Origin of the sequence: Marinobacter salexigens, from assembly GCF_018860765.1 — a bacterium.
Taxonomy (GTDB): Bacteria; Pseudomonadota; Gammaproteobacteria; order Pseudomonadales; family Oleiphilaceae; genus Marinobacter; species Marinobacter salexigens_A.
Genome location: NZ_JAHKPV010000017.1, coordinates 1 through 14,688, shown reverse-complemented (window position 1 = coordinate 14,688; position 14,688 = coordinate 1). Strand labels below are relative to the sequence as shown.

The 14,688-nt window shown below is 50.2% G+C and carries 8 protein-coding genes and 3 pseudogenes; 2 read left to right on the top strand and 9 right to left on the bottom strand.

Annotated features, from left to right (window positions below):
- Positions 1 to 294: 294 nt before the first annotated feature.
- From KO508_RS09130 to KO508_RS09125, 3 genes and pseudogenes are all read right to left on the bottom strand, one after another.
- Complete coding sequence (locus tag KO508_RS09130) at positions 295 to 663, bottom strand: MBL fold metallo-hydrolase RNA specificity domain-containing protein (RefSeq protein ID WP_252738029.1); 369 nt, start codon at positions 661 to 663, stop codon at positions 295 to 297.
- A 12-nt stretch (positions 664 to 675) separates the two neighbouring features.
- Positions 676 to 963, bottom strand: a pseudogene (locus tag KO508_RS19050) (hypothetical protein); the annotation flags it as partial.
- Positions 964 to 1,016: 53 nt separating this feature from the next.
- Complete coding sequence (locus tag KO508_RS09125; RefSeq protein WP_216008016.1) at positions 1,017 to 1,361, bottom strand: hypothetical protein; 345 nt, start codon at positions 1,359 to 1,361, stop codon at positions 1,017 to 1,019.
- 360 nt (positions 1,362 to 1,721) lie between these two features.
- On the opposite strand from KO508_RS09125, the pseudogene KO508_RS09120 reads away from it, so the two are divergent.
- Positions 1,722 to 2,071, top strand: a pseudogene (locus KO508_RS09120) (transposase); the annotation flags it as partial.
- 30 nt (positions 2,072 to 2,101) lie between these two features.
- On the opposite strand, the gene KO508_RS09115 reads toward KO508_RS09120, so the two are convergent.
- Positions 2,102 to 2,266: an ATPase gene (locus KO508_RS09115; protein WP_153045480.1), complete on the bottom strand. Its 165-nt coding sequence runs from the start codon at positions 2,264 to 2,266 to the stop codon at positions 2,102 to 2,104.
- A gap of 284 nt (positions 2,267 to 2,550) precedes the next feature.
- On the opposite strand from KO508_RS09115, the gene KO508_RS09110 reads away from it, so the two are divergent.
- Positions 2,551 to 3,570, top strand: coding sequence for an IS30 family transposase (locus KO508_RS09110; RefSeq protein WP_216008149.1), 1,020 nt, complete (start codon positions 2,551 to 2,553; stop codon positions 3,568 to 3,570).
- On the opposite strand, the gene KO508_RS09105 is transcribed toward KO508_RS09110, so the two are convergent.
- From KO508_RS09105 to KO508_RS09085, 5 genes and pseudogenes are all read right to left on the bottom strand, one after another.
- Positions 3,533 to 4,321, bottom strand: a complete 789-nt coding sequence (locus tag KO508_RS09105; protein WP_216008015.1) for a hypothetical protein — start codon at positions 4,319 to 4,321, stop codon at positions 3,533 to 3,535. The genes KO508_RS09110 and KO508_RS09105 overlap by 38 nt on opposite strands.
- An 80-nt stretch (positions 4,322 to 4,401) precedes the next feature.
- Positions 4,402 to 7,743 carry a DEAD/DEAH box helicase family protein gene (locus KO508_RS09100; RefSeq protein ID WP_216008014.1) on the bottom strand — a complete coding sequence of 1,114 codons (3,342 nt, stop codon included), beginning with the start codon at positions 7,741 to 7,743 and terminating at the stop codon, positions 4,402 to 4,404.
- Positions 7,744 to 7,755: 12 nt separating this feature from the next.
- The gene (locus KO508_RS09095; RefSeq protein ID WP_216008013.1) at positions 7,756 to 11,160 is read right to left on the bottom strand and encodes a site-specific DNA-methyltransferase; all 3,405 of its coding nucleotides are present in this window, start codon (positions 11,158 to 11,160) and stop codon (positions 7,756 to 7,758) included.
- Between the two features lie 98 nt (positions 11,161 to 11,258).
- Positions 11,259 to 14,132 (bottom strand): SNF2-related protein, encoded by a 2,874-nt coding sequence (locus tag KO508_RS09090; protein ID WP_216008012.1) that lies wholly within the window; start codon positions 14,130 to 14,132, stop codon positions 11,259 to 11,261.
- Positions 14,133 to 14,217: 85 nt separating this feature from the next.
- Positions 14,218 to 14,631 (bottom strand): annotated as a pseudogene (locus tag KO508_RS09085) (AAA family ATPase); the annotation flags it as partial.
- Positions 14,632 to 14,688: the final 57 nt, after the last annotated feature.

Sequence of the window (14,688 nt, the reverse complement as noted above, 5' to 3'; positions counted from 1 at the left end):
AGCTCAACCAAATAAGGCCAGGCTAGGTACGCCAGTGAACCTGTGGGTTCACTGGCGGTATCCTGCTCATCAACTGCGCTCATCATGAGTAATGCTGTGAACCTACAGGTTCACTCACGGTACACTGATCAATTCATCCGAATGACCTACTTTTTGCACCAGTGAACCCACAGGTACACCAGCGGTTCACACGAAATAGGACGTTTACTTAATATCGCTCAAGGCTTCGTCAGACAGGGCTACAATCGGCACCAGAGGGAGGGTATTTCGGCATCATGCCAATGCTATTTTCCGCTACGCGGTTTGAAGCAGTTTCTGCAATCGCTCAATTTCCTCTTGTAGTTCCTGCTTGGTCAGAGACCGGGTGTCTTGCGCATAATCGCCTGCTTCAAGATCAAACCAATCATCATTAGCAATCAGAGCCTTGGCAACTTTCCTCTGCCCTGGTCTTTTTTCTTTTTTCTTGTTTCGCTCCATGATCTTTGCTCTGAACGTCTCTTTGCTACCAGGCTCTCCGTGATTGATGAAAACAGTTGTCCCCCCCTGCCTGCCCTTATAGCCAACAAGTTCGAAAATATTGTCCAAAAGTTTTTGCTGATCACCATGCCCCGAATAATGAGACGATAAATCGACAACTTCCGCACCTTGCTCAGAGCCTTCCAAGAGAGCCCGCCCAGCAGAACTCTTGGACTGAAAGCCCGTCAAGATAATTGTATTTCTCGGATCATCCCGGAGCATTTGCAAGTACTCAGACGACGGGCCTTGATCACACATTCCGGAACTCGCCAAGATCACATCAGATTTCTCAAAATGTTGCCCGAACGATTCCTCTGCCTTCCCTTTTTTTGGACCGACCGAGGCGATCGTAATCGAGCCATACGATACTGTGCGACCATGGTTAAGTGAGGCTCCTAACGCTGTGTAATCGGCTACCGCTACCCGCAACCTACAACAGCCTCCCATTTATGTCACAATTCTGGTGACGGAAATCGCACGTACACTTCTCTACGCTCTAGTTAGTTGTCCATACCGTATGGGTTTCCAGCAACATCAATCGCTTGGTCGACCATCGGCAAGCCATTTGCTGGGTTAATCTCCAGGCCGAAATTGTCATTATCCAATGAGCTATTTGAGATGCTCATCGACGAATCGTCTAATAATGGACTGGAAGGATTGGTCAGCAACCACTCTTCATCTTCATCGAGTTCCATGTCGGAGTTGGTCGGCAACAACTCTACCGCTGTTTGAACACTGCACAAGTCCTTGGACAGTATACCTACAACAGCCCCGACAAAAGCGGCTAAAGGACTGATCATGAGACCGATCCCAGCTCCCAAAATCATATAAATTAACCGATCCATTTTCCCGCCTTTTGTTCATGATTTGCTATCAAAACTACACCCGCCGCTTGAGTCTGCAAGGTGCTCTACCGTTGATCACTTCAAATGCTCAAAGCTATTAGTCTCGCTACGCTTATGCGGCTCACCCGAAGCACGGGATCATGAACCTACCCTCAGCCAAACCGGTACAAAATTGATAGTCGTACCTACCTAACGGTGACGGAAAAACGTGGCCGCTGTGTCAGTCAGATGAGCATCGAGCCCCTATCTTGCCAATGAATCAGATACATCAAAATAACTTGTCTACCGGTGTAATTCCCCCGAAAAACAGCGGCGATCAAAAGTAGAATTTTTCGTAAGCTACCCGCAGGGAGATTCTGCATGAAGAAGTCACGTTTTCCAGACAACCAGATTATGGCAATTTTGAAACAAGCCGAGAGCGGTATACCGGTGCCGGAACTCTGTCGAGAGCACGGAATGAACATTGACAATTTTTATAAGTGGCAAGCCATATTTGAAGGCATGGATACCTCCATGATCAAACGCATGAAAGAGCTAGAAGATCAAAACCGGCGACTGAAGAAGGTGTGCGCCTAAAAACGGCTCAAGCCTGAGTTGCGCAAAAAAGCCCTTGAGGGAATGTGGTAAAGCCATCTCTTAGCTGTGAGATGGCGCAAAAAACCGTTGCTGTAGCGTTAACTTGCCGGCGACTCGCCATATTCACCCTCTCACACTGGGCGAATTTAGCCTGACAAAATCTATTATGAATCGCTATTATTTTTCTTTTTCCCGTACATATCGGAATCTTTTTTTACAGACTCTTCAAATTCAGACCGTCGTAATTGCTTCGCTGCTTCGCTGGATGAGCAATCAACACTGAACTTAATCACAACTTTTTTAGGCTGCTGATCGTTCTTCTGACTCACGTGCTCTCTCCCTAAGAATTAGGAGGCTATGCTCCAATGTGATACGCACCGAGAAATGCTCAATAACCCACGCATAAAGCTCTGAATGTTTCTCCACAAGGCATAGAGACCTATTGCCGGCAATTGTAATCACGTACTCAATTTTATTAGTTGCAGGATGGATGACTGGGTAACATAGTTGAGCTCCTTCCTCCCCATTTTGGACATTACCTCTCATAAAGCGACGCTCACCCCGCGGTCTCAATAACTAAGTGCAACACCCTCTAATCGAGTATCGTGTTGCCATGGAAAAACACTATCATCATCTCAGTGCCACTGATCGCGTGACACTCATGTTTTTGAAGCGTCAGGGTCATAGCCTTCGCGCTATTGCCCGAGAGCTGAACCGTTCACCCAGCACCCTGACTCGAGAACTGCGTCGACGCACAGTAAAAGGTCAGCCTTACGACGCTGAAGCTGCGGTACTTGCAGCGCGTTCAGCCCGCTTACGGTGTCGGCCACGGCGCAAATTGGTTGAGGGCACCGACTTGCATGGGGTGGTCGTCGACATGCTGAGAAACAAGTGGTCTCCTCAGCAAATCAGCGGCACACTGAAGGCTATGTTTCCTAATCATCCCGAGTTTCAAGTCTCACACGAGACTGTGTACAAAACCATTTATGCTCAACCTCACGGTGAACTACGCAAAGAGCTGATTACCTGCCTGCGGCAGGGTCACACCAAACGTCGCCCTCGGGCTGGTGGGGTTGATCGTCGCCAGCAAATCCCGGATCTGGTCAGTATTCATCTGCGACCTCCGGAAGTCGAAGAGCGATTGCTGCCTGGGCATTGGGAAGGCGACTTGATCAAAGGCGCCTTCAATCGCTCAGCTGTTGGAACCTTGGTGGAGCGTGTTAGTGGCCTGGTGTTTCTGGCCAAAATGGACGGAGCCACCGCCACGGCGGCCGTTCAGGGGTTTAGCGCGGCACTGAATCGGGTACCTTTGGAAATGCGCCAGACCTTCACTTACGATCAGGGTCGAGAGCTTGTGCGCCATGCTGAGATCACCCAAAAGACGGGTACGGCGATCTACTTTGCAGATCCGCATAGCCCTTGGCAACGAGCCATCAACGAGAACACCAATGGCTTGTTGCGGCAATACATGCCCAAGGGAACCGACCTGTCGGTGTTCAGTCAGGAGGAGCTTGACGCCTTTGCCTTCCAGCTTAATACACGGCCTCGGAAGCGGTTAGGCTTCAAAGCGCCATTGGAAGTGTTTATGGATCTGGTTAAACGTACCCAAGACGCGCCGTCAGGCATTCATTAAACTGGGTGTTGCACTTAGAGTTGGAGACCACCCCCTTTGTCTTTTTCGCTAACTCTTTACCGATGTTCTCCACAACTACTATTGAGCGAGCTTTAATACAACGTGACACTGTGCTCGTCGGGGCCTTAAGGTCTGCTGCAGGTGTACGAGGAGGCGAGGATGCTGGATCGAAGGAGTACCAATCTACGGGTTTATCATTTTCAATTTTGATAAGCCCTACCCTAAATGCTGTATTTTTCGAGCCCATGAACTCGAATACGCTTCTGATCCCCGCGATAAGCAGCGGTATTTGCTGATCTGGCCGGGTAATCTGCAGAAATGTTTTCCTGCCGCACACATCAGCTGCCTTCATTCTCAATTTCGCTTCAGAATTAAACCTTTTGGTTTTATCACCGACAACAATATCAATAGCCTTCAGTAAAGCGAAAAGATCTCCGGTTTCTAGCTGCCGTGCAGGTTTGGCGTATGACCGGATAGCAGCATAAGCCGCTTTCATGAGTACTACATAGACATAGGTTCCGACAATGATTATTAAGGCTGAGCTGTTAAGAAAGTTGCCGACTGATTCACCAGCAAACTCGACCACGTCTGCGTGTAGCCCCTGTCTAACGGCCAGCGTCGTCACCAGTATGGGCGGAAAGAGAAACAGGATCGGTCGAGCGATATGCTTCACGAACCAAGATTCGCAAACCCTGACGGTACGTCTACATAAGCTTTTACCCCAGGACTCTTTAATGCGAGGTTCGTGCATGCTTTTCCCTTGTAGTTAATTGAAGTCACTGTCCGTGAAAGACGCACTGGCTATAACTGTCACCCAACTCGTCGTCCCAATCAAGTAACCGCCTTGACCAGCTTCTTAACATACTCAACATCTTCCTCACGAAATAGTATATTCCAGCTTTCCATGAGTTCCCGAGTGACTGCATGGCCCGTCGTATCCTTCCACTGACTCACCAACTGAGACGAATGCGTCTCCGAGATTAGGAACGCATGCAGCTCGATTCCGGCATTTTCCGGACGCTGCTTGCGAAGGTCTGCCTCAATGTCCTTGATTGTCTCATGGAAGCGAACTTTGGGATCGTCCGGTTTATGATGGCGCAGGCCTTTCGGGTCGACGAAAACTACTTTCTGGGATTGGCCCTTCACTAGCCAAAGGATGAAGTCCGGGTAGAAGCCACCATCAACGAAAACACCCACGGCTCCCTGACCGGTCTGGTTGCGCAGAAGGTAAACCTCGTAGCCTTCAAAAGCCCCAGTCTTAGTTGCCGCCTGGATGTCGCGAACGAAATCCGCCTCGCCTTTGTTGAGGGATACCGGAGTCACCTGAAAATCCAGCCCCTGGGTGGATGCCAGCAGCGGCTGATAGAAGTGCCGTTCGCACCAGATAAACTCAAGTCCCTCTTTGACCGCTCCATTCCAGGCATCCACATCACCCTTTTCGATACTCTCCCTCAAGTTCGAGAGTTGTTTAATCAAGGACTGGTGGCGAACCCGGTCAAGGGTGACCATGTAGCTGCCTTCTGGTGTGGCTTCACTTACACCTGGGAGGTACTTCCGGTTTTCGGTGATCGGTCTGTACTCCAGCTTGTCCGCTTCCCACTGTTTCCGGCGGAATCCGTAGAACAGCTCGCAGTATTTTCGGAGCAGGGATATCGCCATGTCATGCCATAGCGTCATCTTCTCCAACCGGCCCAGCTCCATCGCCTCATCCGGGGCATAGAGCCGGTACCAGTCGTACCGATTATCAGTCAGGAGTTTTTCAACGACATCCGGGGTGATGGTCAGGTTTGACCAACGCTTGTCCCTCTTGAACGCCAGCAACTCAAAATAAAGGCGCTGCATATCCAGCAGCGCAATGTGAGTCGGCTTTAGACGCTGAATCTTGGCCCCGGTATTCTGAAAGCCCTTCTTGTCGGTTGCGAACAGTCCAACCTGGGGATAGAAGTCCAGGATGACCCTTGGTGGACTGCAAAAGTAGTCAATCTCAGTAAGCTGCAAATCCCCTGGCGCCTTCAGTACCACCTGTTCGGCAAGTTCCTGAAACGCCGTACCGGAGCCGCCAATAGCCTTATTGGCGATGCTTTCCTTAACCCGCACAACATGAAGGTCCTTGCGTAGGTCCTTCATCGGCATCAGTGGAAGCACGAATTCTTCAAGGCCCTCGTTAACCGGGATCTCTTCGTCTTCCAGCTCCTTCCGGAACTGAGCGATGTAATCGGCCTTCACCCCAAAGATGTTCAGGGTCTCCAAAACACCAATGTGGTCAGGCCGCTCAATGCCTGCTTCTTTCAATCCAGTGGCAAGCTCGGCTGAACGCTTCAGTGTCGTTTTCCAGCCTTTCAACCGAACGCCACGGCCGAACAGCTGGATGATCTGGGCACCCTCATTCTTGCCGACGTTCATCAACGTCATGTTAGAAACACGCCAACTGCTCCAGCCCTCGGTGAACTTCTTCGAGCCCAACAGCAGCTTGACCGGTGAACTTTCGGTGTTGATGCCGTGGAACAGGCTTTCGCTAAAGCGAGAATCCTGAGTGAACAAGTCGTGCTTCTCGCAGAGTTTGACCAGCTTTGCATCATCCCCCACGTTGATGACACCGAACGGGGTGTCTGACGTGCCAGCTCGAAGCGCGATTTCACCAGGAATACCGGTAATATTTTCGATATGGAGTCGACCGCCACTACTACTGAATACCCTGACTAGCAGATCGTGATACAGCGAATCCCCGCCTTCACCCAGCTCTTTCAGGTAATTGAACCGACCATGGAGCAGATCGGTACCGCCCTTGGCAACCATGCCGCGTTTCAGCAGGTAATCAATCGCGGCGACCGTTTCTTCCTGCTTGTGCAATACCTGGTCGATAAACGCCAGCACCTGAACGGTGTCTGAAGCCTCACCGCTGGACAGCGTTGCCGTTACCTTAGAGCTTACAAACACCCATAGAGGCTTCTCCAGGTTGAAGGGCTTGAAGCTGGCCTTTTGCTCTTCGAACAACCGTAGTTGCTGGTAGTAACACAGTAACGAGGCAACCAGATATCGAAATTCATCCTGGGCATTGGGATTTGCTTGAAGATTCAGAATCTGAGACTGCTTACCGTAGCCATCCCCGTAAAAATGTCGGTAGGAGTAATCGAACAGAATGGCCTTCGTATAGGTCTGACGCAGGTTCTCGTGTTTGGAGCCTGACTGGGCAAACGTAGCGGAGTATTCGAAGGAGAAACCCAGCGAACATAATTTTTGCCGATAGTCGTACCAGCTGCCACCACCACTAGCCGTTCCACGATGGCCCTCGTCTACCAAGAGCAGGTTGCGAGAGCCAAAGGAGTCGACCGCAACTGTCTTCTTCTTCTCGCTATCGCGGAGCTTGTTGATGTCGATGACAATCACATCCTGGGCGAACAGGTCGCCACCACGGGCAGAGAACTCACTGGCCCTGATCCCGGATTTCTCCAGGTCACGCAAGTGTTGCTGGGTGAGCCCTTCGTTGGGGGTCAGCAGAATAATCTTGTTTATATCCCCGGCTTTGCCATACCGCTGAAGGTAAAAGCGATACTGAAGGATGTTGGCGTGCATAATCAGGGTTTTACCCGAACCAGTCGCGCTCCAATAAGCCACCATGTTGAGCTGCGGCCACAGATCATCCTCTGGGTTCAGTAAATTCAGGGGTTTGTGATTAAAGCCCTGCTCAACTACCCAATGATCATTCCAACGTTCAATCTGTTGGTTGAGCGCGTCCAGCAACTCATCCGGTTTGGTGAACAGATAGTCCAGGTAGATCTCGGTGAACAGCAGCATCAAGTACTGGAAGTATTTCCATTCAATCGGCTCCTCACCGGAGGCCAGCCGCGCGTTATTGATGGTATCTGTCAGCTGCTTAATCCGGCGGTCGTACTCCAGCAGTTGCTCATCGCTCAGCTTCGCGTTTTCGTTGAGATTTTCCCGCATTCTCTGGATGATCAGATGCTCCCCCTCGGCATTGCGGCCGCTGGTTTCGCCGATCAGCTGGAAACGGTCGCGGAACGCCTCTAGAGTTGGCGCTTCCCGATTTCCCAAATCAAACTGCCCACTGAGAGAGTCGAAGCCGAACAGAGAGAACAACCACTGGTTGAGCACCAAGTGATGGCGGAATGGCAACGTCTGTTTGCTGCCCTTGGCGGATTTCCGTGCTGCCATGATACCCCCCCCTTAGTGAACCGCTTCAGTGTCTGCGAACATCAGCCGATGGAAAGCTTCCTCGATCAGCTGGATACGCGCCTGCTCCATCGGTTTCCCCTTGCGGGACCGGGGGATACTGATATTGTGGTCACCGTTTACATACAGCACGTCGATCTCGTCGTCCTGGCTTTCGGTCAGGCGAATAGAGAGCTTCTCGATCAGAACCGCATCTAGCACGGCGTTGTCCTTTTGGATACCATCGGCCTCACCATCAATGACCGACGGTAGGTTTCTCCATACTACCAACACCTGCTGCCCTGCCCGGTTCGTGCCGTAGACGGTTCGGAACCACCATTTGCCGGTTTCACTGCGCTTAACCTTAGCCTGCCAACGCCCGTATTCCCCTCGGATCAGCTCCGCCTCGAAGTGAATAGATACCGCAATATGCTCTACTTCCAAGCCCAAGAGGTAGTTGAAAGTTTCAAGCAAGTCGACATTTACTGGTTTAGTTTCATCCCCTCCGGCAGAGCGAACGTTGAGCTTATATGTTCCCGGGTCTGTAAAAAGCTTGGTGTTTAGCAAGGATCGTGAATCTCTTGTTTCAACGTCAAGCATATAATTCAACACATAGGCTTCGTGAGCAACGGAGCTTGATAGCTCCTGATCAGAAAACAAGCCTGACGATGTCTTAGGTCTCTGTATAGAAAGGTTCCCCAGTGAATCCTCATAACTTTCGAGAGACATATACTTGAACATGTACGAAGAATTGCAGAAGTTAAAACCTTGCCCATCCAAAACTGGCGACCCATTCCTCCATTTCGGACTATATACAACCTTCTTTAGGCGACCCAATGTAACTTCTCGAAAATACTCACCCATCTCGACTAAGCAAAATTTCTTACTATGACCATTCTTTCTATTTAAGTTAATTACAGCGTGCCCAGTGGTTCCCGATCCAGCAAAGTAATCAAGAACGATAGCATCGTGATCACTCCCAGACGAAACAGTAATACTGTCTTCGACAGCATGAACCGATTTAGGAAAACTAAAAGCTTGCTCCCCCGGGAACATAGATTTCAATAGGTTTGTTCCATAATCCGAGGCAGAGTATTTCGAATCCGACCAAATAGTGAGTGGTAAAGTTCCATCCTCATTTATACGAGCCTTGAGATAAACGGAAGGCGAGCCAGTCCTATCCGGTCTCACACAGAATTCATTGATGCTCTCTGTAACCGAAGCATGCTCCCATTTCCATGTCTTTTCGGCCCCATCTTCTGCGATCGGATAAACTATCACCTCCTGTGTCCCGGATAGTCTCTCTATTATTTTCCATTCTCGCTGGACAGCATCCCATTCCATTTCTGGGATCCTGATTCTATCGCCCGATATAATTATCGGATAAAATAGCTTAGGCCTAGCGGATCGATTAGCGTTAGCACCACCATGTTTTCGGAAATTGACCCATTCAAATCGGCCTCTCTCATCCTTTTCCTTATACCTTTCTTTTTGCTTTTCACTATGTTCTAGACGACCGAGGGCAACATCTTGGCTTTTTCGTGCAAAAATCCCGTATTCATGAGCAATTGCAAAGCCCTTCTTCGTGGACCGCCCCGCTGGATTGTTACGAATAGTAGATGTACCAAGAATGCTTTCTTCACCAAAGATACTTTCAATGATCCAACTTAATTCTCGGAATTGAAAATCGTCAATAGTTGCACAGAATATACCATTACTCTTCAAAAACTCGGAACCCAACGCCACTCGATCATTAAGCATACTCGCCCATGAAGATGAGCGAAAACCGTTTTTGTAAATTATAGGCGACGCATCGGTATTATAAGGAGGATCAATATAGATACACTGAACCCTATTACGGTATTTTTCCTTAATAAGATTCAAAGCCTGGAAATTTTCAGAGTTAACCAACAAACCATCACAGTCTTTGTCAATTGATTCGAAGCTCGCAATCAATCGCTCTTTAAAATACTTATCAAAAAAATAGGTATCGACCATCAAGTACTGATACCTGTAATCTTCCGCCAGACTCTTCACACCATTGGATTTGTATTCTTTTTGCAAGTCATCAACATCAATTTTATAAGTTGTCGACCATTCCTCCAGCTGAGCATCATTTGACATTACTTCATCAAATAGATCGGAGTAATATTTTAGACGATCAAGAGTAAGACAGTAGTGAGCCTCTGTTACAAACTTCTTCTTCAACCAGAGCTTCTTCTGAAAGTTCTCGAGCTGCGCAAGAAAAGCAATGATCCTCTCACCCAGAGAGCGAATTACTTCAATCTTACTTACCAGGGGGGCGAGTCTCGCCGGATCGTTTTTCAACGAGGCAATATCATTCCAATCCAGTAACTCGTTCTTGATGTAGAAATCAAGCTCCCGCGTCAGGAATCCACCAAGATCTTTGTGGATGAAATAATCAAACGTATTCTTCTTGGTGTAGTTGTTCAGTTGTCCAGCTAACATCGAATAATCAGCTCGATTACCATCAGCCTTACGGTAGGGTTTTCCCATCGCGCTTTTCCAGGGCTCTGGCAAAGTAGAGGCTGCCCCCAGAAGCGTTTCTCCAGCAATTGCTCGGAGCGCATCTTGTGTCGGCTGTTTCTTCTGGGCTGCAGCTGTAGCTTTCTTCTTCTCGGTTTCCGTCCAGTCGCTTTCCGTTGCCGGCCGAAATAAGAATCGACATTGCAGTTCTGTGTGTTTGTCACCGTGCTCGGTTGCTTCTCCCTCTACCAGCTCAAATGGGTTCTCTGCGTTAAGCACGAAGACTCGGCGACTATCAGCGGATTCCTTGTTGTTATCTTTTGCTCCTGCCCCAGCATCCACCAACTTGAAATGAACGCGCATGGGGTCTTCGCCGGGGCCTGCATCCGGATTCAGGCGGAAGCTGTAATCTCGCAAGGTTTCGCTGCTTTTAATGTAGTATTGGTCTTTGTTGGCCCAGTGCAGCACGACCTCTTCCCCCTGATAGGGGATTGCGTAGGTGCCGTCTTTGTATACCCGGCGTGACAGGAAGTCACCCTCGTTGTAGTAGCGGTTAAAGAACGTGACCAATGCGTCGTAAACTTCGCCCTCTTCCCGCGCGAGGTCAAATCCACCCTGCAGTTTCTGCTTGAGCTCCTGCACCTTGGGAATCGCGTCTGGGTCCATACCCAGCCCTTTCGCGCTCTTGATATGCTCTTCCAGTTCCGCTGCCAGCTGAGCCTGATCCTGGCTGGCGTATTGGCTGAACGCTTCCTGAGTGATTCTCGGTAGGTCCTGATCAATAAATCGATTAATGTCGTCTTTACGGGCATGCATAATGCGATAGAGCCCAAAATCCAGTTCCGGCTGATTTAGCTGAAACATTTCGCGCAAAAGATCGGCAAATTTCTGTCGACGTTGCTGGGCTTTTAACTGCTGTGTCGCGTTACTCATGGTATTCCCTGTTTGAAAATCGAACTTGGCAGGTCTGAAATGCTGGAGATTCTCCCACAAATAGCTGGGAGATTGTTAATCGAACTTACAACTAAAGATCAGGCTAAGCGCCATCGAATTCGAAACAGATGATGGGTGCTACTGCTTTGGTGCATCTGGCGTTCCAGGGCATCAATCAAGGCATCCCGGCGGGCTTCTATCTCGTCTTCCACATCGAAGATTTCCTGTCGCTGTCGGCGCTGCAACTTACTGAGATGCTTGATCGCCTCCTGGGCGCTCTTCTGGTCTTCAACGCTCCCTGCCAGGCGAGACTGGCGCTTTGCTTCCTTGATTTGAGCTTTTGTGTCCTCGAGCTTTTGCTCTGCACTCACCAATTGATCATCAGCCCAGGCTTCGAGCTTGGTCCGCTCACGCTGGAAGTATTCGTTGTTCTCATCGAGCAATCGGCTGAGCCGGGCATCCAGTTGCCTGGTAACGGTTTCACTTAGCTGCCGCCCCGGTTGGTGAACGGGGCCGTCAGCGTCATTGCTCAGCACCTCACCCTGCAGCCGGAAAAAGAGTTCGCATTGCTCTTCATCAAGCAGCTGCCCAGCATCCGTGATTGCGGTAAAAACCAGATGCTCTTCGCGCTGAAAGCTTTGCAGCTCAAGCAAATTCAGTTCAAGCCAGCCGGATTTTTCCGGCAGGTTCTGAAGTGCGGAAAGTTTCGCCTCGTGGCCGGACAGATTGAACACCATTTCAGTTACCGGCGTTTCCAACCTACGGCCAGTGTCCAAAACATACTCACCGAGGGGGTGGCTTAACCGGTATAGGTGGGCGTGCTCTGACGGTTTCTCGCCCTTTCGGATCAGCTCGAAAAATCCGGTGGGCACCTTGGTTAAAGGACTTTCGTTCAACTCAAATGCGAGGCGGTTCTCATCAAAGGTTGCGAAGGGGGCTAGTTGATGCCTGGTGAGCTGCCAGAAGAGGCGACTTACCCAGTCCAGCTGCTGCTCTGCTCTCTCGCGCTGGATCTTCAGCAAGTCGTGGATTTGGGCATCGAAATGCTCCAGAAGCTTTTCCTGAGTTTCTTGCATTCGCCGGTTGATGCTTTCTTCCAGTTCCTTTTGGAGATCATTGAAGGCCTGTTCGATTTCGGACTGAGACCGGCAGGTGTCGTAAATGGCCGCTATGCGCTTCTCAAAGTCGACACCGGACTCGATTCGGCCCAGCACTTCGTCTGACGCGCCAAACAGGCCGTCGAACAAGTGAAACTTCTCACTGAGCAGTTCAAGGACCCGCCGGTCTGCCTCATTCTTCTGGTTGAGGAAGTTGATGACGACGACATCAAATTTTTGACCATAACGGTGGCAACGCCCTATCCTCTGTTCTACCCGCTGGGGGTTCCAAGGCAGATCGTAATTGACGACCAGGCTGCAGAACTGAAGGTTAACGCCCTCTGCTGCAGCTTCGGTGGCAATGAGTATTTCTGCATCGTCCCTGAAGTGATCGATAATCGCTGTGCGCCGGTCAACTGCAGGGCTACCGGTAATCTGATCAGAACCTTCATTACGCGTGAGCCATCGCTTGTAAATCGCCTGCGTAGTGCTGGAATTATTGGTACCACTAAATGTGGCGACCTTGCCGAGATAGCCATGGCGTTCCAGGTACTTGAGCAGGTAATCCTGAGTTCGGCGGCTTTCGGTGAAGATAACAGCCTTACGCTCCGCCCCCATCTCCGTCATGTGGCTGAAACCCTGTTCCAGCGCATTTAGTAGCGCCTCAGATTTGGCGTCTTCGGTGATCCTGTGCGCAAGGTCCAGATACTGTTGTAATTCAGCAATTTCTCCACGGAGGCGGTCCAGCTGTATGGGCTCATCAAGTTGTTCAACTTGGTAATCACCCTCCCCGTCAGCTGCTTCGTCAAGGAAGTCATCTTCGACATCCTCACTACCGATCAGTTTTTCCAGCCAGTTATCTTCATCCTCATGAGTTTGCTCCAGCTTTTTCAACCGATCGATCATCGTCTCAAGCGTATTGATAATGGCACTTGTGGAGGATGCCAGCAGTTTTCTAACCACCAGAGTGACCAGGTGACGCTGTTGATGGGGGACACCGTAACTATTCTCACGCTGCAGGTAGGCTGACACTAAGTGATAAAGCCGCAGTTCATCTTCCGAAGGGGCGAAGGGAATAGTAATGGCGCGTCGCTGTGTGTAGCGGATGTACTCCAGAACCTGTTTACGCAAGGTTCGCTTCGTGAACTCCTGAAGCCGATCTTTCAGGCCTTCCAGGTCTTCCCCACCGCGCAGATACTGGCGACGGAAACTGAGCGCATCACCAAACAGTTGGCTGTCGATGACCGTCGAAAGTCCGTACAGCTCCATCAGGGAATTCTGTAATGGGGTTGCCGTCAGCAGCAGCTTGTTGCAAGCGCCGAAGGCTTCTTTGATAGCCTGACCAGTACGGTGACTATCCCGGTGGGCGTTACGGAGTTTGTGAGCTTCGTCGAATACCACCAGATCCCACGGTGTCAGCCGCAGTTTCTCCGACATTCTCGCGGCGAAATTGTAAGAAATGACGTTCACACCGGGCTGGTCAAACGGGTCTGCCACCCCCTGCTTACGCAATTCCCTATAGGTTCGGGCATCCAGAACCTGCGTGGGCAGATGAAACTTCTCCGCCAATTCGTTTGCCCATTGCTTACGCAGTGCCGCTGGGCAGACGACGATCAGTCTTCGTCTGCGTTCTGCCCAGTACTGTGCCAGCACCAGGGCTGCCTCGATGGTCTTACCGAGGCCGACTTCATCCGCCAGGATCACACCTTTAACCAAAGGGTTCTGTAGAGCGAAGAGCGCTGCATCGATCTGGTGTGGGTTCAGATCGACTGATGCATCGAACAATGATTGAGTCAGCCGACCAACGTCTCCGCCACGGCGCTGCCTGGTGAGTTCGTAGGCAAAATACTTGGCATGATAGTCCGTTATCGGCATTGGTTACTTCCTTATTTACGACAAGAATACTCAAACTGTAGCCTGCTAACGGCAGGAATCAATAGAACCGATTGCTTACCCAGCATCACTGTTGCTGTATGCTCGCCACCAAACCTTTGTAGTGTCCTTCATCCAGAGCGTGCATAAGCCCCAATAGGTCAGAGAACACCTGAGGAGCTTCGCTGAGCGTTGAGAGGTCGTGCTCCGGATCAGCAACACGATCATGATGGGAATGAACATGTAAAAAACGCAACAGGCGAGTTTTCTTTGCCGGATCAAACTCAACCTTAGACATCAACAAACCAAGAGTGGGCTTTCCACCTGGAAATTTGAAGCTCAAGAAAGTTTCCAATAGCCGCCGACCCACATTCGGAAGCACGTAATACTGGTCGAGAGGCGCAGCCTCTGTATCTTGAGCGACGGACCAGATCTGCTTAAAGAGATAATGGTACTCGGATTCGTAATTGGCGAGTAAAGGGTCAAGCGGAACCAGCGACGAGGACCGGTTTCCTTCGGCCCATTTTGGTTCGAGAAGATACCCCCCTCTGTCAGCCTA

Excerpts from the sequence above, each read along its gene's own strand:
- KO508_RS09125 (WP_216008016.1), bottom strand. The coding sequence starts at position 1,361 with ATGGATCGGTTAATTTATATGATTTTGGGAGCTGGGATCGGTCTCATG.
- KO508_RS09110 (WP_216008149.1), top strand. The coding sequence starts at position 2,551 with ATGGAAAAACACTATCATCATCTCAGTGCCACTGATCGCGTGACACTC.
- KO508_RS09105 (WP_216008015.1), bottom strand. The coding sequence starts at position 4,321 with ATGCACGAACCTCGCATTAAAGAGTCCTGGGGTAAAAGCTTATGTAGA.
- KO508_RS09100 (WP_216008014.1), bottom strand. The coding sequence starts at position 7,743 with ATGGCAGCACGGAAATCCGCCAAGGGCAGCAAACAGACGTTGCCATTC.
- KO508_RS09095 (WP_216008013.1), bottom strand. The coding sequence starts at position 11,160 with ATGAGTAACGCGACACAGCAGTTAAAAGCCCAGCAACGTCGACAGAAA.
- KO508_RS09090 (WP_216008012.1), bottom strand. The coding sequence starts at position 14,132 with ATGCCGATAACGGACTATCATGCCAAGTATTTTGCCTACGAACTCACC.